The organism is Sulfitobacter faviae (genome assembly GCF_029870955.1).
Classification (GTDB): Bacteria; Pseudomonadota; Alphaproteobacteria; order Rhodobacterales; family Rhodobacteraceae; genus Sulfitobacter; species Sulfitobacter faviae.
Map to the genome: position 1 here is coordinate 2,443,680 of NZ_PGFQ01000001.1, position 18,052 is coordinate 2,461,731.

Sequence of the window (18,052 nt, forward strand, 5' to 3'; positions counted from 1 at the left end):
AGGGTCAGCCGTTTTGTCGAGGCACCGCCACAAGTCCAAGCGCCCGTGCCGTGCTCAGCGACAGAACCTCGCTGTTCGGCCCCTGCCGAGCCTGATAGCGTCGAACCGCCGCCCGTGTCGCTTTGTCCATCTCGCCAGTGATTGGCCCCGCGTAAAACCCCCGCGCCTCGAGTGCCCGTTGCAGGCTGCTGTTGAACTCGGGCGTCAGCACGTCGGGGCAGGGGGTTTCGAACCAGTTGTCGACCCGTGCGCGCACGATCTCTTGCCGGGTTTCTGTCTTATAGACGGGCGGTTTGGCGATGCTGCCATCGGGGTTCATCTTGGCCGGGGTCACTTCGACCTGTTCGGTCACCGTCTCAATCACCGCAGGGCTGACCGTGCGGCCCCAGCAGCTTCCCTCCGGCGCGCCTGCGGGGCCGTTGCGGGTGGCCTCTAGCACCCCCGGCTCGGGGCGGGGCGTGGCCGGTGCCGCCGTCTCGCAACCCGTCAAGGCCGCGACGGCCAGCAGCAAAGCGGCGCAGCGCCGCGCGGTTCTGGGGGGAGGGGCTGTGTCATGCCGGTCTCTCGGGCTCAACTGTTGTTCGGGGGCAGACTAGCGGGATGCGTGGGCCTTGCCCACCGCAATGTCGGGCCCGCCGTGACCTTGCGAAAAGGGGGCTGGAACCGGCTGCCATAGCCCGTTAAACAAGGCCGAACTTTTAGGACGAAAGGGCATCATCATGGCCAAAATCACCTATGTCGAACACTCCGGCACCGAACATGTGGTCGAGGTGGCCAATGGTCTCACCGTCATGGAAGGCGCGCGGGACAATAACATTCCCGGCATCGAAGCCGACTGTGGCGGGGCCTGCGCTTGCTCCACCTGCCATGTCTATGTCGATCCGGCTTGGGCCGAGAAGCTGCCGCCGATGGACGACATGGAAGAAGACATGCTCGACTTCGCCTTCGAGCCCGATCCCGCGCGTTCGCGTCTGACCTGCCAGATCAAGGTCACCGATGCGCTGGACGGTCTGCGCGTGCAGATGCCGGAAAAGCAAATCTGATGCGGGGGATCGGCGCGGCACTGCTGGCGCTGATCGCAACAGATGCGGCGGCGGAGACCATCACCGCCGCGCATTACATCGCGCCCACCGGGCGCTACGCCCATGGCATTCTTGGCGACGCGCTGGAATGGGGCGGCTTGCAGGTCTCTCTGGCAAATGGCGGTGCGCGGCGCTTCCATCTGCCGCGCGACCATGTTTTCGAAGATATCGCCCCCCGGCTGGTGGATGTGACCGGCGATGGCGCGCCCGAGGTTCTGGTGATCGAGACGGACGTGAGCCGCGGCGCGGCGCTGGCGATTTACGGTCCCGAGGGCAAGATCACCGAGACCCCGCATATCGGCCAAAGCAACCGGTGGCTCGCCCCCATAGGTGCCGCCGACCTAGATGGCGATGGCGCTGTCGAGATCGCCTATGTCGACCGGCCCCATCTGGCGCGGGTGCTGCGGGTCTGGCGCTTTGCCGATGGGCGGCTCAGCGAAATTGCACAGATGACGGGGCTGACCAATCACCGCATCGGAGAGCGGCATATCTCAGGCGGTTTGCGCGATTGCGGTGCAGGGCCGGAGATGGTGCTGGCGGATGCCGATTGGGAACGTGTAGTGGGGGTGCGCCTGACAGGCGGGCAGCTTGCACGGCGCGATATCGGCCCCTTTGCGGGGGCCGAGAGCTTTGCCAAGGCGCTGGCCTGTGAATGAGGGGCGGCTGCGGCTCTGGTAGAGCCGCCATCCGTCAGCTCAGCGCGCGCCAGCCGATGTCGCGGCGGCAGAACCCTTCGGGCCATTCGATCCCATCGACCATCGCATAGGCACGCTCTTGCGCCTCGGCCAGCGTGGCCCCGCGTGCGGTGACATTCAGCACCCGCCCACCATTGGCCAAGATCGCCCCGTCCTGCGCCTTGGTGCCCGCGTGGAACACCATATTGGCGCTATCCTCGGGCAGGGCGGAGAGGCCCTTGATCTCGCTGCCCTTTTCATAGTCACCGGGGTAGCCTTTGGCGGCCATCACCACGGTCAGCGCGTGATCTTCGGCCCAGGTCACCTGCATATCGGCCAGCGCGCCCTTTGCGCAGGCCTGCATCAGATCAAAAGCCTGCGCGCCGAGGCGCATCATCAGCACCTGGCACTCCGGGTCGCCGAAACGGACATTGTATTCCACCAGCCGCGGCTGGCCGTCCTTGATCATCAAGCCGGCATAGAGCACGCCCTGATAGGGCATTCCGCGCTTGGCCATCTCGGCCATGCAGGGGCGGATGATCTCATTCAGCGCGCGTTCGGCGATCTCGTCGCTCAGCACCGGGGCGGGGGAATAGGCGCCCATGCCGCCGGTGTTGGGGCCGCTGTCGCCTTCGCCGACCCGCTTGTGGTCTTGGGCCGTGCCGATGGGCAGCACCGTCTCCCCGTCGCAGAGCACGAAGAAAGACGCCTCTTCGCCTTCCATGAACTCTTCGATCACGACCTCGGCACCCGCCTCGCCAAAGGCACCGTCAAACATCTCATCCACGGCGGCCAACGCTTCGGCGTCACTCATGGCGATGATGACACCCTTGCCTGCCGCCAGACCGTCGGCCTTGATCACGATGGGCGCACCTTGCTTTTCGACATAGGCGCGGGCGCTGGCGGCGTCGGTGAAATGGCCATAGCCCGCCGTGGGGGCCGCGCAGGCGTCGCAGATTTCCTTGGTGAAGGCTTTGGAAGCCTCCAGCGCCGCCGCTGCTTTGGAGGGGCCAAAGACATCGAAACCCGCCGCGCGCAGATCGTCGCCCACACCCGCGGCGAGGGGCGCTTCGGGGCCGATGACGACGAAATCGATGTTATTGCCCTCGCAGAAGGCCACAACCGCCGCGCCATCCATGATGTCGAGCTTGGCGCATTGCGCGATGGCGGCGATGCCCGCGTTCCCCGGTGCCACGATCAGCTTGTCGCATTTGGGGTTCTGCATAACCGCCCAAGCAAGTGAATGTTCGCGGCCACCGCTGCCGAGGATCAGGATATTCATGCCGCGCACTCCCTTGGACTTCGTTGCTCCGCGTTCTAAGCTGGGGGGCCCACAGACACAAGGTGCACAGATGGATCTGTTCGACGACCCCGCCCCCGGTGACAACAGCCCCGAATTCACGGTGACCGAGCTTTCGGGCGCGATTAAACGGGTGATCGAGGGGGAGTTCGGCCATGTGCGGATTCGCGGTGAAGTGGGCCGCGTCAGCCGCCCGCGTTCGGGCCATGTCTATCTCGACCTCAAGGATGACCGCTCGGTCATCTCGGGCGTGATCTGGAAAGGCGTGACCGCACGGCTTGAGACCCAGCCCGAAGAGGGGATGGAGGTCATCGCCACCGGGCGCATCACCACCTTTGGCGGGCAGTCGAAATACCAAATCGTCATCGAGGACATCAAACCGGCGGGCATGGGCGCGCTGATGGCGCTGTTGGAGAAACGCAAGGCGGCGCTGGCGGCAGAGGGGCTGTTCGCCCCCGAACGCAAACGCCCGCTGCCCTATCTGCCCGAGATTATCGGCGTTGTGACATCGCCCTCGGGGCCGTGATCCGTGACATTCTGCACCGGCTGCGGGATCGTTTCCCGCGCAAGGTGCTGGTCTGGCCGGTCGCCGTTCAGGGCGCGAAATGCGCGCCCGAGGTGGTGCGCGCCATCCAAGGGTTCAACCGGCTCACCCCCGGTGGCGCGTTGCCCCGGCCCGAGTTGATCATCGTGGCCCGTGGCGGTGGCTCGGTCGAAGACCTTTGGGGCTTCAACGAGGAAAGCGTCGCCCGCGCGGCGGCAGCCTCGGACATTCCGCTGATCTCTGCCGTGGGGCATGAGACGGACACGACGCTGATCGACTTCGTCTCGGACAAACGCGCGCCCACGCCGACGGCGGCGGCGGAATTGGCGGTGCCGGTGCGGCATGAGCTGGCGGCATGGCTGGAGGGGCAGGGCGCGAGGATGCGTCAGGCGCTGAGCCAAGGGCTGACCCGTCGCAGCCAGCGGATGCGGGATCTGGCGCGGGCCTTGCCCCGGGCCGACACGCTGCTGGAGGGGCCGCGCCAGCGCCTTGATCGCGGGGGGAGAAACTGGCCCCCGCGCTGATCGCAGGCGTCCAAGGCCGCCGCGTCAAGCTGGCCGATATGTCAGGCGCTCTGCGCCCCGGCACCCTGCGCCGCCAGTTGGAGGCGGATCGTCAGCGTCTGGCGCAGCTCTCGGCACGGCTCGACCCGGCGTGGCAACGCAATTTGGCCGGGCAACGCGAACGGCTGGCCGCGCGGATTGACCGGTTCCACCCCGAGGTGCTGCACCGCCAAATCCTCCGCCGCCGCGAGCGGTTGGTCGATCGCACACAAACCTTCCGCCCCGAGGTTCTGCGCCGCGACCTGTCGCGCCAAGACCAACGGTTGAAAGAGGTGCTGGCCCGGCTGGCGCGCGCAGGCCGCGCCGATCAGGACCGCCGCCGCCGCCAGATCGACGCGATGGGCCGCACGCTCGGCACGCTCGGCTACCGCGAAACGCTGGCCCGTGGTTTCGCCGTGGTGCGGGGCGACGGTGATGTGGTGACCAGTGCGGAGGCTGCCAAGAAGGCGGCGCATCTGGAGATCGAATTCGCCGACGGTCGCTTGCCGGTCAAAGGCGAGGGCTGAACTGGCCTAGACCCCGACCTCCGGCCCAAGGCACAGCAGCGGCTCGGTCATTTCCCTCGCCTCATAAAGCGCGGTCTCGGTCGGGTCATTCTCGAACCGTGCGACCAGCCCGGTCGGGTTTTCGCTAAAGCTCCAGCATTGCGGGGCGGGGTCGTCTTCGTAGACAAAGCAGATCAGCCCATCGGCCTCATACCAGCGCCCCTCTTTGCAATGGCCATCGAGGAAGGACCACTGCACGCGCCGGTTCTCGCGATAGATTTCCGCCCCATAGGGCGCGCCGGACTGGCCGAAATAGAGCGTCTTGCCTTCCGTATAGGCTTCGAACTCCGCCGCCGACATCTCGGCCAAGGCAGGCAGTGGAAGGAAGGCGCAGATCAGGGCGAAGGCATGTCTCATGCCACCAGCCTGCCAGAAGCCCGCGCCCCGCGCCAGTGGGGTCAGCGCCGATGCCACCGCGCCACGCGCCGGTCCATCATCCGCCGCCAAAGCGGGGAACGAGGGCAATCACCGCCATCACGGGCAGGGAATAGGGCAGTTTCGGCATATCATGGGTCACTTCCAGCGCCGGGAAGGCGCGGGCGGGGCGCATGTGGTGGTCCGAATGGCGCGGGGCGTTCAGCATCATCGCGGCGGAGTACCATTTGGGCGCGTTCCAACTGTGCTGCGGGCGCATCGGCTCGAACCGGCCATCGGGGCGCTGCTCTCGTCGCAGCCCATAGTGCTGCACATAGTCCGACAGCAGCAGTTGCATCTGCGCATAGGCCGCCAGCCCGATATAGGCGAGCAGCCCGTCGACCCCGCCTAGCAGCAGCGCCGTGAGCAGCGCCAGCGCCGCGCCAGTGAGGTAGAGCACGTAAGGGTGCAACCCTTTCGCCCCCGTCTTGCGCGCCCGCTGCGCGCTGTCGGCCTGCCACCCCGCGCGAAACTCCCCCCAGCTTGCGCTCAGCAGAAACCGCCAGAACCCCATGCCCTTGGGCGCGGAGTTGGGGTCAGCCGGGGTGGCGGCGGCGGGATGATGCACCCGCAGATGGGCCGAGACGTGGTGCCCGTGCAGCAGCGAGATATAGATCGCCGTGCCAATCCGCCGGGGCAGGCGGCGGCGGGCGTGGATCAACTCATGGGCGTTGGAATTGCTGATCTGGCCCAGAAACAGGCCAAGGGCGGCAAAGATCAGGGCGCGGTCCAGCCCCTCAAGATGCGGGGCTGCGCCAATCGCCCAGACCCCGAGCGGCAGCAGCAGGAAATGCGCGGCGGCCAAGGTCAGCGTCAGGGCGCGGCCCGAGCTGTCGGAAAGGCGCAGCGCGCGGCCCAACCGGTCCATAAAGGCCACATGCACCGTGATCGACAACAGCGCCAGCACGGGCCAGACCCCGCCCCAGAGGGCGGCCGCGGCGATCAGCACCGCCGGTGTCAGACTTGCGATCACATACCACAGCATGCGTTTTCCCCTGCGACCCCACGCCAATCGGCTCGGCCCCGTATTCTGCCCGCCGCAGGGGCCGTGCACAACGCAAACACCCGCGCGATTGTCGCTTTTTGATCGCGCCTAGGGCTTTGGATTTGTTACCAAGGCGGAAAGCAAGGCGGGGGGAGAGACATGGCGCTGGACGATCACGGCAAGGCTGCGGCGGGGGAGCCGCGAAAGGGCGTTTGGAAATCCGGCAAGGGCAAGGGGCGGCATCACCCCAAGGGGCGGCAGTTGGAGGATACGGCGTGGGAGGAGGTCCGCGCGCTGTTGGGCAACCGCCCGCGCGCCCGCGATCTGCTGATCGAGTTTCTGCATCTGATCCAAGACCGCTTTGGCCACCTGTCGGCCGCGCATCTGCGCGCCTTGGCCGAAGAGATGCGCCTGTCGATGGCCGAGGTCTATGAGGTCGCCAGTTTTTACGCCCATTTCGACGTGGTGAAAGAGGGCGAGACCCCGCCGCCCGCGCTGACCATCCGCGTCTGCGATTCGCTGTCTTGCGAGCTGGCCGGGGCGCAGGCGTTAAAAACCGCGTTGGAGGAGGGGTTGGACCCGACCGAAGTGCGCGTGTTGCGCGCGCCCTGCATGGGGCGCTGCGACACGGCGCCGGTGCTGGAACTGGGGCATAACCATATCGACCACGCGACGCCCGAGAAAGTTCTTGCGGCCATTGGCGCCGGAGATACCCATGCCCACCTGCCTGGCTATGAAACTTACGAAACCTACGCGGCATCAGGGGGTTACAACGCGCTGTTGAACCTGCGTCAGGGGGGCGATTGGGAAGCGGTGCAGGAGCAATTGTTGCAGGCTGGGCTGCGCGGCCTTGGTGGGGCTGGTTTCCCCTCGGGCAAGAAATGGGGCTTCGTGCGCGGCAATCCCGGCCCGCGCTATCTGGCGGTGAATGGCGATGAGGGCGAGCCGGGCACCTTCAAGGACCGCTGGTATCTCGAACGCAGGCCGCATCTCTTCCTCGAAGGGATGCTGATCGCCGCTTGGGCGGTGGAGGCGGAGAAAGTCTTTCTCTACATGCGCGACGAATACCCGGCGGTGCTGGAGATCCTGCGCCGTGAGATTGGCGCTCTGGAAGGTGCGGGCCTCATTACGCCCGGCTATGTCGATCTGCGCCGCGGGGCGGGCGCCTATATCTGCGGCGAGGAAAGCGCCATGATCGAAAGCATCGAAGGCAAGCGCGGATTGCCGCGCCACCGCCCGCCCTATGTGGCGCAGGTCGGTGTCTTTGGCCGCCCGACTTTGGTGCATAACGTGGAGACTCTGCATTGGATCGCCCGCATTTGCCGCGAGGGGCCGCAGGTGTTGAATGGGGTCGAAAAGAATGGCCGCAAGGGGCTGCGGAGCTATTCCGTTTCGGGCCGTGTGGCGCGCCCGGGGATGTATCTGCTGCCCGCAGGCTCGACCATCACCGATATCATCGCCTCGGCGGGGGGCATGGCAGAGGGCCATCTGTTCAAAGCCTATCAACCGGGTGGGCCGTCCTCGGGGCTGTTGCCCGCGTCGATGGCGGATCTGCCGTTGGACTTTGACACGTTGCAGCCACATGGGTCTTTCATCGGCTCGGCGGCGGTGGTCGTCCTGTCGGAACACGACAGCGCGCGGGCCGCCGCCCTCAACATGCTGCGGTTTTTCGAGGATGAAAGCTGTGGCCAATGCACGCCCTGCCGGGTCGGCTGTGAAAAGGCGGTGAAGCTGATGCAGGAGGACCGCTGGGACCAAGACCTGCTGGAGGCGTTGTCGACCGCCATGGTCGATGCCTCGATCTGCGGGCTGGGGCAGGCGGCGCCGAACCCGATCCGGCTGGTGATGCAGCATTTCCCCGATGAAATCTGACCTCGCCCCTCCCGGCGGGCTTGATCTGCCCGGGCGCCCTTCCATCTGCGCGGGCAAGCCTATAGATCAAGACGAAACTGCATGGGAGACGCCGATGGCCTTCTTCACGAAGCTCAAGGACCGCTTGTTCAAATCCTCGTCTAAACTCGACGAGGGGTTGGAGGCAATCGTCAGCGATGGCGGAGAGGCGGAGGCCGAAGCGGCCCCCGTGGATGCGGTGATGGACCAGCCCGGCGCGGCCTCTGACGTGATGCCCGACGGGCAGGAGGACAGCGGCCCGATGTTGGCGGCAGAGCGGGAGGCGGCGGAAGAGCCGACCCCCGCGCCTGAACCCGCCCCGGAACCCGAGACGCTCCCAGAACCCGAGCCGCAGCCTGCGCCTGAACCGCAGCCCGAACCGTCTGAGCCCCAGCCGGACCCCAGACCCGCGCAGGACCCCCCGCCGCTGACCCCGAGCCTGCACCGACCCCGGAGGAAGTTCCCGCGGCGACCGACCTGCGCCAAGCGATGACCCCCGTCGCCCCGGCGCTGGACGAAACCCCAGCCGAGGCCGCCGCCGCCAAACCGGGTCTTCTGGGCCGTCTCATGGGGCGCGGCGCCGCGCAGCCCGTGGTGCGCCGGACGCTGGATGACGAGATGCTCGAACAGCTCGAAGAGCTGCTGATCAGCGCCGACATGGGCGTCGACACGGCGCTGCGGGTCACCGCGAATATGGCCGAGGGGCGCTTTGGCAAAAAACTCTCGGTGGCTGAGATCAAAAAACTGCTCGCCAGCGAAGTCAGCCGGATCATGGAGCCTGTGGCTCGGCCCTTGCCGCTCTATGCCAAGACCCCGCAAGTGGTGCTGGTGGTCGGTGTGAACGGCTCGGGCAAGACGACGACCATCGGCAAATTGGCCTCGCAATTCCGTGCGGCGGGCAAGAAGGTCGTGATCGCCGCAGGGGATACCTTCCGCGCCGCCGCGGTAGAGCAATTGCAGGTCTGGGGCGAACGCGCCAACGTGCCCGTGCTGACCGCGCCCGAGGGCAGCGACCCGGCGAGTCTTGCCTTTGACGCCATGGGCCGCGCGCAGGAAGAGGGGGCCGATCTGTTGCTGATCGACACGGCGGGCCGCTTGCAAAACCGGGGCGACCTGATGGAGGAATTGGCCAAGATCGTCCGCGTCATCCGCAAGAAGGATGAGACCGCGCCGCATAACACCCTATTGGTGCTGGATGCGACGACGGGGCAGAATGCGGTCAATCAGGTGAAGGTCTTTCAGGAGATCTCCGATGTCAGCGGTCTGGTGATGACCAAGCTTGACGGCACCGCCAAGGGTGGCGTGCTGGTGGCGCTGGCGGATCGCTTTGGCCTGCCCATTCATGCCGTGGGCGTGGGCGAGCAGATTGACGATCTGTCGCCCTTTGACCCGGATGAATTCGCCGCCGCCTTGGTGGGCACGGATGGCTGAGAGTACACTGGCCGCCGAAAGTGGCGGCCCTGTTCAGTCATGGGTGCCAAGCTTTCGTTCGATCCAGCGCAGAACGGTCAAAACCAGCACCACGACCCCTGCGGTCAAACAGGCCAGCAGGATTTGTCCCGCGCCGCAGGACAGGCCGATGGCCCCGGCCAGCCACATCGACGCGCCGGTGGTGATGTTGCGCACCTCTCCGTTCGAGGTGAAAATGATCCCCGCCGCGAGGAAGGCGACGCCTGCGGTCACCGCCTCGATGAGGCGCAATGGATCGAAGCGCATCTGGTCGCCATCGCCGAACTCCAGACTGCCAAGCTCTTGCCCGATGATGATGAAGAGACAGGCGGCGATGGCCACCATGATATGGGTCCGCAGCCCCGCAGGCTTGTCGCGCCGTTCGCGCTCATACCCGACGACCCCCGCCAGAAAGGCGGCCATCAGCAGCCGCGCCGCGGCGACGGTGACCGGCACTTTGGAAAAACTGTGGGTAAGATCGGCGATCAGGCTTTCAAACATGGAAATTCCGTTGGTGATAAAGGCTTTGAAGTATAAACCTCTCGCCGCGGTGGTGGTTCCGCGATGACCGATTGGATCCTGTCGATCGAAGGCACCCCCGCGGGCCACACCGCGGCCCTGTGGCTGGCGCTTTCCGCAGCCTTCCTGCACGCGGTTTTCGGCGCGCTGCAAAAGGGGCGGCATGATCCGTGGCTCACGCGCGGGGCGATCGATGTCTCTTATGGCGTGATGGCGGCCCCCTTTGCGCTTTTCGTCGTGCCTTGGCCCGAGCCGCATATGTGGGTGATCTTCCTCGGCGCTTTCGTGATCCATGTGATCTACAAGCTGTTGCAGGCATGGGCCTATACCAAGGGCGCCTATACGGTGGTCTACCCGGTGGTGCGCGGCACGGGGCCGCTCTTTGCCGTGGTCGGCGCCTATCTGATCTTTGGTGAGCGGTTCAACGCGGTGCAATGGCTTGGCGTGGCAGTGCTGCTAAGCGGTATCTTCGGCCTTGCTCTTTATAACCTGCGCAATCTGGTCGCCGCGCGCGATACGCTGCACGCAGCGCTCGGGCTGGCGGTGCTGACGGGCTTGTTCGTGGCGCTTTACACCACATATGACGCATACGGCATCCGCGCCACGGCGGATCCTTTCACCTTCCTTGCATGGTTTTTCATGATCGACGGGTTGGTGATGCCGGTGATCGCATGGCGGCGCTGGCACGCGATGGAGAACCCACCCGAGGTGGCGCCGCTGATGCTGCGCGGCTTTATCGGCGGGATCATCGCTTTTGCGAGTTTCGGGTCGGTCATGCTGGCCACGCGGCTCGACAAGGTGGGCGAGGCGGCGGTGCTGCGCGAGACCTCGACCGTCTTTGCCGCGCTGATCGGGGTGCTGGTGCTGAAAGAAACCGTCGGCCCGCGCCGCATCGCGCTGATGGCGCTGATCGCAGCCGGGGCGGTGATTGTTGAAATAGGCGGCTAAAGGAACAGGCATGTCAGAACCAAGAGAGATCAACCCAATGTTGCGGGCAGGCTTGGAATACGGGCCGGTCTTGGCCTTCCTTGTGGCCTATCTGTGGCTCAAGGATAACACCTACACCTTCGGCGGGACGGAGTATGACGGCTTTATCGTCGTCACCGCGATGTTCGTGCCGCTGCTGGTGCTCTCGACCGGCGCGCTTTGGGCGCTGACGGGCAAGCTGAGCCGGATGCAGGTCGCCACCGTGGTGCTGGTGGTGATTTTCGGCGGGCTCTCGGTCTGGCTGAACGATGACCGCTTCTTCAAAATGAAGCCGACGCTGATCTATGTGCTTTTCGGCGGCCTTCTGGCCGTCGGCCTGCTGCGCGGGCAATCCTACCTGAAATACGTCATGGAAGAGATGATGCCCCTGCGCGATGAGGGCTGGATGCTGCTGACCAAACGGCTGATGTATTTCTTCTTTGGTCTGGCGCTGGCGAATGAGGTGATCTGGCGGTTCTTCTCGACCGACACATGGGTCTACTTCAAAACTTTCGGCCTGACAGCGGCGATTTTCGTTTTCTTCATGGCGCAGGGCAAGCTGTTCGAAGCCTACGGCGAAAAGAAAGACCATGGCTGATCCGCTCAAATTTAACGAAGGCCCCGCGCGAAACTGTTGACCTGTAGCGTCGCGCGGCGTAATCCACCCCGCGTGGCGATTTGTTACCGGATTGTGGGCCACGTTAAACATGCCGCTAAAAGGTCAGGATGAAAGACCCTTTCGCTTGGCCGCGTCTGGGGTTTTTTTATGCCCGCGAGGTCGGGCCGGAAGGATGAGATAGATGAGCAACGACCGTCACGCGCGCACCCAAGCGATCCACGCAGGCACCCGCCGCAGCCAATATGGCGAGGTGAGCGAAGCGATCTACCTGACCCAAGGTTTCGTCTATGACAGCGCCGAACAAGCCGAGGCGCGTTTCGAAGAGATCGGCCCGGATGAGTTCATCTATGCCCGCTATGGCAACCCCACGGTGGCCATGTTCGAGGACCGCATCGCCACGCTAGAAGGGGCCGAGGATGCCTTTGCCACCGCCAGCGGCATGGCGGCGGTCTCGGGCGCGCTGATTTCGATGCTGAAGGCGGGCGATCATGTCGTCTCGGCCCGGGCGCTATTCGGGTCTTGTATCTATGTGCTGGAAGAGATCCTTGGCCGCTACGGGGTGGAGGTCACTTTCGTCGACGGCAGCGACCTCTCCGCTTGGGAGGCCGCGATCCGCGAGGACACCCGCGCGGTGTTTTTTGAATCCGTGGCCAACCCCACGCTTGAGGTGATCGACATTGAGGCCGTGGCCAAGCTCGCCCATGCCAAGGGCGCGCTGGTTGTGGTCGACAATGTCTTTGCCACGCCGGTCTTTTCGCGCGCGATCTCGCAGGGCGCGGATGTGGTGGTCTATTCCGCGACCAAACATATCGATGGGCAGGGCCGTGCGCTTGGCGGTGTGGTGCTGGGCAGCCGCGAGTTCATCCGCGGCACGCTTGAGCCTTACATGAAACACACCGGCGGCTCGATGAGCCCCTTCACGGCTTGGATCATGCTCAAAGGGTTGGAGACCATTGACCTGCGGGTGCGGGCGCAGGCGGCCAGCGCACAGGAATTGGCCGAGGCGCTGGAAGGTCACGCGGCCTTGGCGCGGGTGCTTTACCCGGGCCTTGCGGGCCATGCGCAGAACGCACTGGCGATGCGCCAGATGGGGGCAGGGGGCACGGTGCTGTCCATTGACCTCAAGGGCGGCAAGGCGGCGGCTTTCGCATTCCTGAATGCGTTGCAGGTGGGCGTGATCTCAAACAACCTTGGCGACGCCAAGACCATCGTCACCCATCCGGCCACCACCACCCACCAGCGTCTGCCGCAGGACACCAAAGATCTTTTGGGCATCACGCCGGGGCTGGTGCGGATCAGCGTGGGGCTGGAATATAGCGGCGATCTCAAGGCCGATCTGCTGCAAGCCTTGGATGCGGCGGCGCAAGCCTGACCTGATGTGTCGCGGGCGCGGTGGCATTTTGGCCCCGCGCATCATACATTGAGAGCGACAGACCGGAGGGCCGCGCAATGAACATCGTGACTGAGATGTCCGAGACACCGGACCGGGAGGCGGCGCAATCCGCGCTCGCCACGCTGCGCGCTTGGGCCGAAACGGCCACCCCGGCCGAGATTGCGGCGCTGGACCCGGCGATGGCGCGGATGCTGGCCCCCACCGAATATCCCGCCCTTAGCCGCGCCTATCCCGAAGATTTCACAGCGGGCGACAACTACCGCGCCAGCCTGCCGGATCTGCAAAACGGCCCCTCCAGCCTGATCCGCGGCGCGCAGCAGTTGATCCAGCATGTCGGCATCTCAAACTTTCGCCTGCCGATCCGCTATCGCAGCCGCGAGGGCGGGGATCTGCGGCTTGAGACCTCGGTCACCGGTACGGTCTCGCTCGATGCGGAGAAGAAGGGCATCAACATGTCCCGCATCATGCGCAGCTTCTACCGCCATGCCGAGGCGACCTTTAGCTTTGAGGTGATCGAAGCGGCGCTGGACGACTACAAGGCCGATCTTGAGAGCTTGGATGCCCGGATTCAGATGCGCTTTTCCTTCCCGATGAAGATCGGCAGCCTGCGCTCGGGCCTCACCGGCTATCAGTATTACGACATCGCGCTGGAGTTGGTGGAACAGAACGGCGAGCGCAAGAAGATCGTGCATCTCGACTATGTCTATTCCAGCACCTGCCCCTGTTCGCTGGAACTGAGCGAACACGCGCGTCAGACCCGCGGGCAATTGGCGACGCCGCATTCGCAGCGCTCCGTCGCGCGGGTATCGGTCGAGACGCGGGACGAGGGCGATTGCCTGTGGTTCGAAGACCTGATCGAGATTTGCCGCCGCGCCGTGCCGACCGAGACGCAGGTCATGGTCAAACGCGAAGACGAACAGGCGTTCGCCGAGCTTAACGCCGCCAATCCGATCTTTGTCGAGGATGCCGCGCGGCTGTTTTGCGAACAGCTTTTGGCCGATGGCCGGGTGGGCGATTTCCGCATCGTCGCCAGCCATCAAGAAAGCCTGCACAGCCACGATGCGATCAGCGTGCTGACCCAAGGCGAGACTTTTGCCGCGCAGAGCATCGACCCCAAGCTTTTCAACACCCTCTTTCACGTCGGCTGACCCCGCACGGCGCGGCAATCGCGCATTGGTTGTTCGCAGCCCGCGCCGCGCCCCTTTGCGGGGCATTTCGCCTGTCTTAGCGCGGAAATGGCGAATATCGCCCTGTCAGCCCTGCAAGTCCCGACCAGCGGCTATGCGAAAACGTCGGTTCTGCTGCGGCGCAGCATTGCCTATTTAGCGGTCATCGAAATACTGGAAATTGCAAAGGCAATCAGATGACCTACCAGAGCACTGCTCACCCCGCCCACTCCGTCTCTCCCCTCGAAGGGCTGCGGCGCGCCGGCGCCGGTCTGCGCCGCTTTTTCGCGGGGATCGGCCATGGCATCATGATGGGCTCCACCGCCCAACGCCGTTTTGAGCAGGTCCAAGGCCTGCAAGCGAAAAGCGACGAAGAACTGGCCGCCATGGGCATCAAACGTGACGACATCGTTCACCACGTTTTCAAAGACCTCTACTACATCTAAGACGACACGGACCGGGGCCAAATCGCGCCCCGGTCCCGTCTCGGCTTGACAGCGACGAGCGGCCAAGCCAACGCTGCGCGCATGTTGGATATACGACCTGTCGGATATGTCGTGGGCCTTTTGGTGGCCGTGCTCGGCCTTGCCATGATCATCCCGATCTTGGTCGATCTGGCCGAAGGCCGGGGCCAATGGTGGGTCTTTGTCGAAAGCGCGCTGATCACGACGCTGGGCGGCGGTATGATCGCCCTCGCCAGCGCCAATGGAGTCCGCGAAGGGCTCACCATTCAACAGACATTCATGCTGACCACTGGCGTCTGGCTGATGCTGCCGCTCTTCGGGGCTTTGCCCTTCGTGCTGGGCGCGACCGAGGCCAGCGTGACCGACGCGATGTTCGAGGCGATGTCGGGGCTGACGACCACCGGGGCCACGGTGCTGACCGGGTTGGAAGACCTGCCCAAAGGTCTGCTGATCTGGCGTGGGATCCTGCAATGGCTGGGTGGCATTGGTATCGTCGTTGTCGCCATGGTCTTCCTGCCTGAGCTGCGGGTCGGTGGTATGCAGATCTTCAAATCCGAATCCTTCGACACTTTCGGGAAAATCCTGCCCCGCGCGGGGCAGATCGCGACGCAGATTTCGGTGATCTACCTCTGGCTCACGCTGGCCTGCATGCTGAGCTATCTGGCCCTTGGGATGTCTACCTTCGACGCGACGGTGCATGCGCTGACAACGGTCTCGACGGGTGGTTTTTCTAACTACGACGCCTCCTTCAGCACCTTTTCCGGCCCCGCCGAATATGTCGCCGTGATTTTCATGATCCTCGCCGCGCTGCCCTTCGTGCGCTATGTGCAGCTGATCAACGGCAACCCCGTGGCCCTGCACCGCGACCCGCAGGTGCGCGGCTTTTTCATGACGATGACCTTTCTGGTGGTGATCGTCTTTTTCGTTCTGCGCAGCGGCACGACCTATGAATCCGAGCGGGTTTTGCGCGAAGCGCTGTTCAACATCACCTCGATCATCTCGGGCACCGGTTATGCCTCGGCGGACTATATGCAATGGGGCAGCTTTGCCGTGGCGCTGTTCTTTTTCATCGGTCTGATCGGCGGCTGCGCGGGCTCGACCACCTGTTCGATCAAAATCTTCCGCTATCAACTGCTCTTTGCGTCGATCCGCGCGCAGCTACGGCGGATCCGTTCGCCCCACGGTGTGTTTACCCCGCGCTACGACGGCCGCCCGGTGGGGGCGGACGTGCTAAGCTCGGTGATGTCCTTCTTCATGTTCTTCGTCGTATCGCTTGGCCTGATCTCGGTCGCGCTGAGCCTGACGGGGTTGGATTTCGTCACCTCCGTCTCGGGGGCGGCGGCGGCGCTGGCGAACATCGGCCCGGGATTGGGAGAGATCATCGGCCCGGCGGGGAACTTCAGCAGCCTTAATGACACGGCGAAGTGGATATTGATCATCGCCATGTGGATCGGGCGGCTGGAACTGATGGCGGTCTACGTCATGTTCACCGCCAAGTTCTGGCGCGCTTGAAGCGCGAAAGGGCGGCGCCGATGGCACCGCCCTTTGTCTTTGTCGCTAGGGGCTGAGCCCCCGCGTTATTCCCAGCAGCTGACCAAGACGGTCATGCCCTGCGCGCGCAGCGTCAGGTCGCGCGGCGCGATCGGGCCTGTGGCCCCCTGCGCCTGTTTGCTGCCCAGCCCGGCATCCTGCGCTGCCTTGAGGATCACATCACCATCAAGGGCAAAGCTCACGTCTTCGGGCAGTTTGCGGTCCGCTTCCGTCTGGGGAAGCAACATGCCCACGACGTGGCCATTCTCATCAAAGACCGGACCCCCGGCATCGCCAGGCTGGGCCTTGACCGAGAGGCGCTTGAGGGTCTCATCTCCGTTCAGGCCCTTGAGGTCCGACAGCGCGCCAAAGGTCAGTGTCGCGGCACTCAGCACGCCCTCGTAGGAGTAGCCCGCGACGGAGATTTCCGATTGCAGGCGCGGGGCCGCGTTGCTGAATTCGGCCACGGCCAGCGGGGCGAGGCGGCTTTCGGGTTTGAGCAGGGCTAGGCCGCGCGCCTCATCGGTGGCGACCACCGTGGCATCGGTATCGGCGTCCAGTGTCACCCGCCCGCAAGAGCCCACGACTTCGCTGGTGGTGACGACCGCGCCATTGCCATCGATGAAAAAGCCGCTGCGGGCGATCTTGGGCTGGCGGATTTGCAGGCCGGCGACCAGATCAATCGCCTGCGCGTCGCTGTTGCCTGCGGCAGCATCGAGCACGCCGGGCAGACGCGTGAGGCTTTTCGACATCTCGGCCACCACGCGGCGGCGGCGGTCTTCGTCCCCGGCGGGCCAGATCAGCGTGAAGCCCTTGATCTGACCGTTCTCCAACGAGACCTGCGTCTGGCTGATGATGCTGCCGTTTTCGCCGATCAGCTCAAAGGAATTGCGCTTGCGCTCGCGCGGGCCATCCAAGGGGACGATCTCAAGCGTTTGCATGATGTCATAAAGGCCATAGAGCGTATCTTGATTGCCCGGCTGGCTGATCAACAAGACCCGCGCGCCGATGTTGCCGCTGCTGTCGTAATGGGCAAAGGGCGGCTCGTAGCGGGCGAAGTCGACTTCGGCGGTGGGCATCATGATCTCGATCCCGGCCTTCTCGTCGCGCACCAGTTGCAAGCCCAGCCCGTCGAGCACGGCGTTATACTGCGCCATTAGCGCGGCGCGCTGGCGGGTGGTCAGCACACCGGTCTGCTCATAGCTGTTGGCGCCTTGCCAGGCGCGCATGGAGGCACGGGTGCCGCGGCCAAAGGCACCGTCAATCGCGGCGTCGTAAAAGCCCGCCCATTGCAGGGCGATTTGCAGGTCTTTGCGCTCCTGCGCCGAAAGGGCGCGTTCCGAGCGGCGCGCCTCTGCTGGGGTCTCATCCGGTTCGGGCGGGGTGGGGGCCGGGGCGGTCTCGGCCTCTGCGGCTTCGGTTTCACCCTCCGTCGCTGCGGGATCAAGCGGGGTTGTCGTGACATCGGGGGTGGTGCTGCCCGCGGCGGCTTCCTCTGGCGCAACGCCATCCACGCCCACGGGTGCGTCGATCACGCCGGTTTCCAGAACGTTGTCACCCACGGGCCAGAACTGCTGCTGGAACCGGCTGGATTGCTGGATGAAGCTGTCGCGCGGCACCAGACCGTCGCGCACATAGCTGCGCAGCACCAGTTCCGCATCCTCGCGCCGGTAGGGGCCTACGGCGATGCCGTACCAGCCGCCGCCCAAGGCAAAGCCATTCACGTCATCCAACAGGGTCTCATAGGCGCGCGCCCGATCCGTGGCCTCGGCCAAGGACGGCTGCGCCTCGATCTGAACCCAAACGACATCCTCTGCCGATTGCGCCCGCGCAAGGCCCGCCCAGGTCAGGCTCAGGGCCAAGAAGATCGCCACGGGGGCACGTAGAATTCGCTTCATCGTCACTCAACTCTCGCAAAACCAAATCCGAGCCAGATTACGCCGGAAAGC

General features: G+C 64.7%; 16 protein-coding genes, 2 pseudogenes and 1 riboswitch. Of the genes and pseudogenes, 12 read left to right on the plus strand and 6 right to left on the minus strand.

Features of this window, described 5'->3' with window-relative positions:
* Nucleotides 1-4: 4 nt before the first annotated feature.
* Entirely contained in the window at nt 5-574 is a 570-nt protein-coding gene (locus CUR85_RS12610; protein ID WP_280322675.1) for a peptidoglycan-binding domain-containing protein, read from the minus strand.
* A 145-nt stretch (nt 575-719) separates the two neighbouring features.
* Here CUR85_RS12610 and CUR85_RS12615 point away from each other — a divergent pair, with 145 nt between their 5' ends.
* Complete coding sequence (locus CUR85_RS12615) at nt 720-1,043, plus strand: 2Fe-2S iron-sulfur cluster-binding protein (protein WP_067266186.1); 324 nt, start codon at nt 720-722, stop codon at nt 1,041-1,043.
* On the plus strand, nt 1,043-1,738 hold the full coding sequence (locus CUR85_RS12620; protein WP_067266183.1) for an FG-GAP repeat domain-containing protein: 696 nt from the start codon (nt 1,043-1,045) through the stop codon (nt 1,736-1,738). Before CUR85_RS12615 ends, CUR85_RS12620 begins: the two co-directional genes overlap by 1 nt.
* A gap of 34 nt (nt 1,739-1,772) precedes the next feature.
* On the opposite strand, the gene purD is transcribed toward CUR85_RS12620, so the two are convergent.
* Nucleotides 1,773-3,038 carry a phosphoribosylamine--glycine ligase gene (gene purD / locus CUR85_RS12625; protein ID WP_067266180.1) on the minus strand — a complete coding sequence of 422 codons (1,266 nt, stop codon included), beginning with the start codon at nt 3,036-3,038 and terminating at the stop codon, nt 1,773-1,775.
* Nucleotides 3,039-3,108: 70 nt separating this feature from the next.
* Here purD and xseA point away from each other — a divergent pair.
* A pseudogene (gene xseA, locus CUR85_RS12630) lies at nt 3,109-4,669 on the plus strand (exodeoxyribonuclease VII large subunit).
* A 6-nt stretch (nt 4,670-4,675) separates the two neighbouring features.
* On the opposite strand, the gene CUR85_RS12635 reads toward xseA, so the two are convergent.
* Nucleotides 4,676-5,065, minus strand: coding sequence for a hypothetical protein (locus CUR85_RS12635; protein ID WP_067266225.1), 390 nt, complete (start codon nt 5,063-5,065; stop codon nt 4,676-4,678).
* Between the two features lie 76 nt (nt 5,066-5,141).
* Complete coding sequence (locus CUR85_RS12640; protein WP_343245450.1) at nt 5,142-6,107, minus strand: alkane 1-monooxygenase; 966 nt, start codon at nt 6,105-6,107, stop codon at nt 5,142-5,144.
* Between the two features lie 159 nt (nt 6,108-6,266).
* Between CUR85_RS12640 and CUR85_RS12645 the strand changes: the two genes are divergently transcribed.
* Nucleotides 6,267-7,979: an NAD(P)H-dependent oxidoreductase subunit E gene (locus CUR85_RS12645; protein ID WP_067266172.1), complete on the plus strand. Its 1,713-nt coding sequence runs from the start codon at nt 6,267-6,269 to the stop codon at nt 7,977-7,979.
* A gap of 94 nt (nt 7,980-8,073) precedes the next feature.
* Nucleotides 8,074-9,428: pseudogene (gene ftsY / locus CUR85_RS12650) on the plus strand (signal recognition particle-docking protein FtsY).
* A gap of 33 nt (nt 9,429-9,461) precedes the next feature.
* Here the strand turns inward: ftsY and CUR85_RS12655 are convergent.
* A complete protein-coding gene (locus tag CUR85_RS12655; RefSeq protein WP_067266169.1) occupies nt 9,462-9,947 on the minus strand; it encodes an MgtC/SapB family protein in 486 nt (161 codons plus the stop codon).
* A 63-nt stretch (nt 9,948-10,010) separates the two neighbouring features.
* Here CUR85_RS12655 and CUR85_RS12660 point away from each other — a divergent pair, with 63 nt between their 5' ends.
* The 7 genes from CUR85_RS12660 (at nt 10,011) to CUR85_RS12690 (ending at nt 16,085) form a co-directional block, all read left to right on the plus strand.
* Nucleotides 10,011-10,913, plus strand: a complete 903-nt coding sequence (locus tag CUR85_RS12660; protein ID WP_067266166.1) for a DMT family transporter — start codon at nt 10,011-10,013, stop codon at nt 10,911-10,913.
* A gap of 10 nt (nt 10,914-10,923) precedes the next feature.
* Nucleotides 10,924-11,529, plus strand: a complete 606-nt coding sequence (locus tag CUR85_RS12665) for an inner membrane-spanning protein YciB (protein WP_136720184.1) — start codon at nt 10,924-10,926, stop codon at nt 11,527-11,529.
* A 62-nt stretch (nt 11,530-11,591) separates the two neighbouring features.
* Nucleotides 11,592-11,668: riboswitch (SAM riboswitch) on the plus strand.
* Between the two features lie 63 nt (nt 11,669-11,731).
* Nucleotides 11,732-12,922, plus strand: coding sequence for an O-succinylhomoserine sulfhydrylase (gene metZ, locus CUR85_RS12670; protein ID WP_067262840.1), 1,191 nt, complete (start codon nt 11,732-11,734; stop codon nt 12,920-12,922).
* Between the two features lie 77 nt (nt 12,923-12,999).
* Entirely contained in the window at nt 13,000-14,091 is a 1,092-nt protein-coding gene (gene folE2, locus CUR85_RS12675) for a GTP cyclohydrolase FolE2 (protein ID WP_067262842.1), read from the plus strand.
* 87 nt (nt 14,092-14,178) lie between these two features.
* Nucleotides 14,179-14,310: a hypothetical protein gene (locus CUR85_RS12680; protein WP_269451586.1), complete on the plus strand. Its 132-nt coding sequence runs from the start codon at nt 14,179-14,181 to the stop codon at nt 14,308-14,310.
* Nucleotides 14,307-14,555: a hypothetical protein gene (locus tag CUR85_RS12685; RefSeq protein WP_067262845.1), complete on the plus strand. Its 249-nt coding sequence runs from the start codon at nt 14,307-14,309 to the stop codon at nt 14,553-14,555. Before CUR85_RS12680 ends, CUR85_RS12685 begins: the two co-directional genes overlap by 4 nt.
* An 81-nt stretch (nt 14,556-14,636) precedes the next feature.
* Nucleotides 14,637-16,085, plus strand: a complete 1,449-nt coding sequence (locus CUR85_RS12690; protein WP_067262848.1) for a TrkH family potassium uptake protein — start codon at nt 14,637-14,639, stop codon at nt 16,083-16,085.
* Between the two features lie 65 nt (nt 16,086-16,150).
* Here the strand turns inward: CUR85_RS12690 and CUR85_RS12695 are convergent, their stop codons facing one another.
* Nucleotides 16,151-18,001, minus strand: coding sequence for a serine protease (locus CUR85_RS12695; protein WP_136720182.1), 1,851 nt, complete (start codon nt 17,999-18,001; stop codon nt 16,151-16,153).
* Nucleotides 18,002-18,052 lie beyond the last annotated feature (51 nt).

What these genes read in the sequence shown, in the direction of transcription:
- CUR85_RS12615 (WP_067266186.1), top strand. Translation starts at nt 720, where the DNA reads ATGGCCAAAATCACCTATGTCGAACACTCCGGCACCGAACATGTGGTC.
- CUR85_RS12620 (WP_067266183.1), top strand. Translation starts at nt 1,043, where the DNA reads ATGCGGGGGATCGGCGCGGCACTGCTGGCGCTGATCGCAACAGATGCG.
- purD (WP_067266180.1), bottom strand. Translation starts at nt 3,038, where the DNA reads ATGAATATCCTGATCCTCGGCAGCGGTGGCCGCGAACATTCACTTGCT.
- CUR85_RS12635 (WP_067266225.1), bottom strand. Translation starts at nt 5,065, where the DNA reads ATGAGACATGCCTTCGCCCTGATCTGCGCCTTCCTTCCACTGCCTGCC.
- CUR85_RS12640 (WP_343245450.1), bottom strand. Translation starts at nt 6,107, where the DNA reads ATGCTGTGGTATGTGATCGCAAGTCTGACACCGGCGGTGCTGATCGCC.
- CUR85_RS12645 (WP_067266172.1), top strand. Translation starts at nt 6,267, where the DNA reads ATGGCGCTGGACGATCACGGCAAGGCTGCGGCGGGGGAGCCGCGAAAG.
- CUR85_RS12655 (WP_067266169.1), bottom strand. Translation starts at nt 9,947, where the DNA reads ATGTTTGAAAGCCTGATCGCCGATCTTACCCACAGTTTTTCCAAAGTG.
- CUR85_RS12660 (WP_067266166.1), top strand. Translation starts at nt 10,011, where the DNA reads ATGACCGATTGGATCCTGTCGATCGAAGGCACCCCCGCGGGCCACACC.
- CUR85_RS12665 (WP_136720184.1), top strand. Translation starts at nt 10,924, where the DNA reads ATGTCAGAACCAAGAGAGATCAACCCAATGTTGCGGGCAGGCTTGGAA.
- metZ (WP_067262840.1), top strand. Translation starts at nt 11,732, where the DNA reads ATGAGCAACGACCGTCACGCGCGCACCCAAGCGATCCACGCAGGCACC.
- folE2 (WP_067262842.1), top strand. Translation starts at nt 13,000, where the DNA reads ATGAACATCGTGACTGAGATGTCCGAGACACCGGACCGGGAGGCGGCG.
- CUR85_RS12680 (WP_269451586.1), top strand. Translation starts at nt 14,179, where the DNA reads ATGGCGAATATCGCCCTGTCAGCCCTGCAAGTCCCGACCAGCGGCTAT.
- CUR85_RS12685 (WP_067262845.1), top strand. Translation starts at nt 14,307, where the DNA reads ATGACCTACCAGAGCACTGCTCACCCCGCCCACTCCGTCTCTCCCCTC.
- CUR85_RS12690 (WP_067262848.1), top strand. Translation starts at nt 14,637, where the DNA reads ATGTTGGATATACGACCTGTCGGATATGTCGTGGGCCTTTTGGTGGCC.
- CUR85_RS12695 (WP_136720182.1), bottom strand. Translation starts at nt 18,001, where the DNA reads ATGAAGCGAATTCTACGTGCCCCCGTGGCGATCTTCTTGGCCCTGAGC.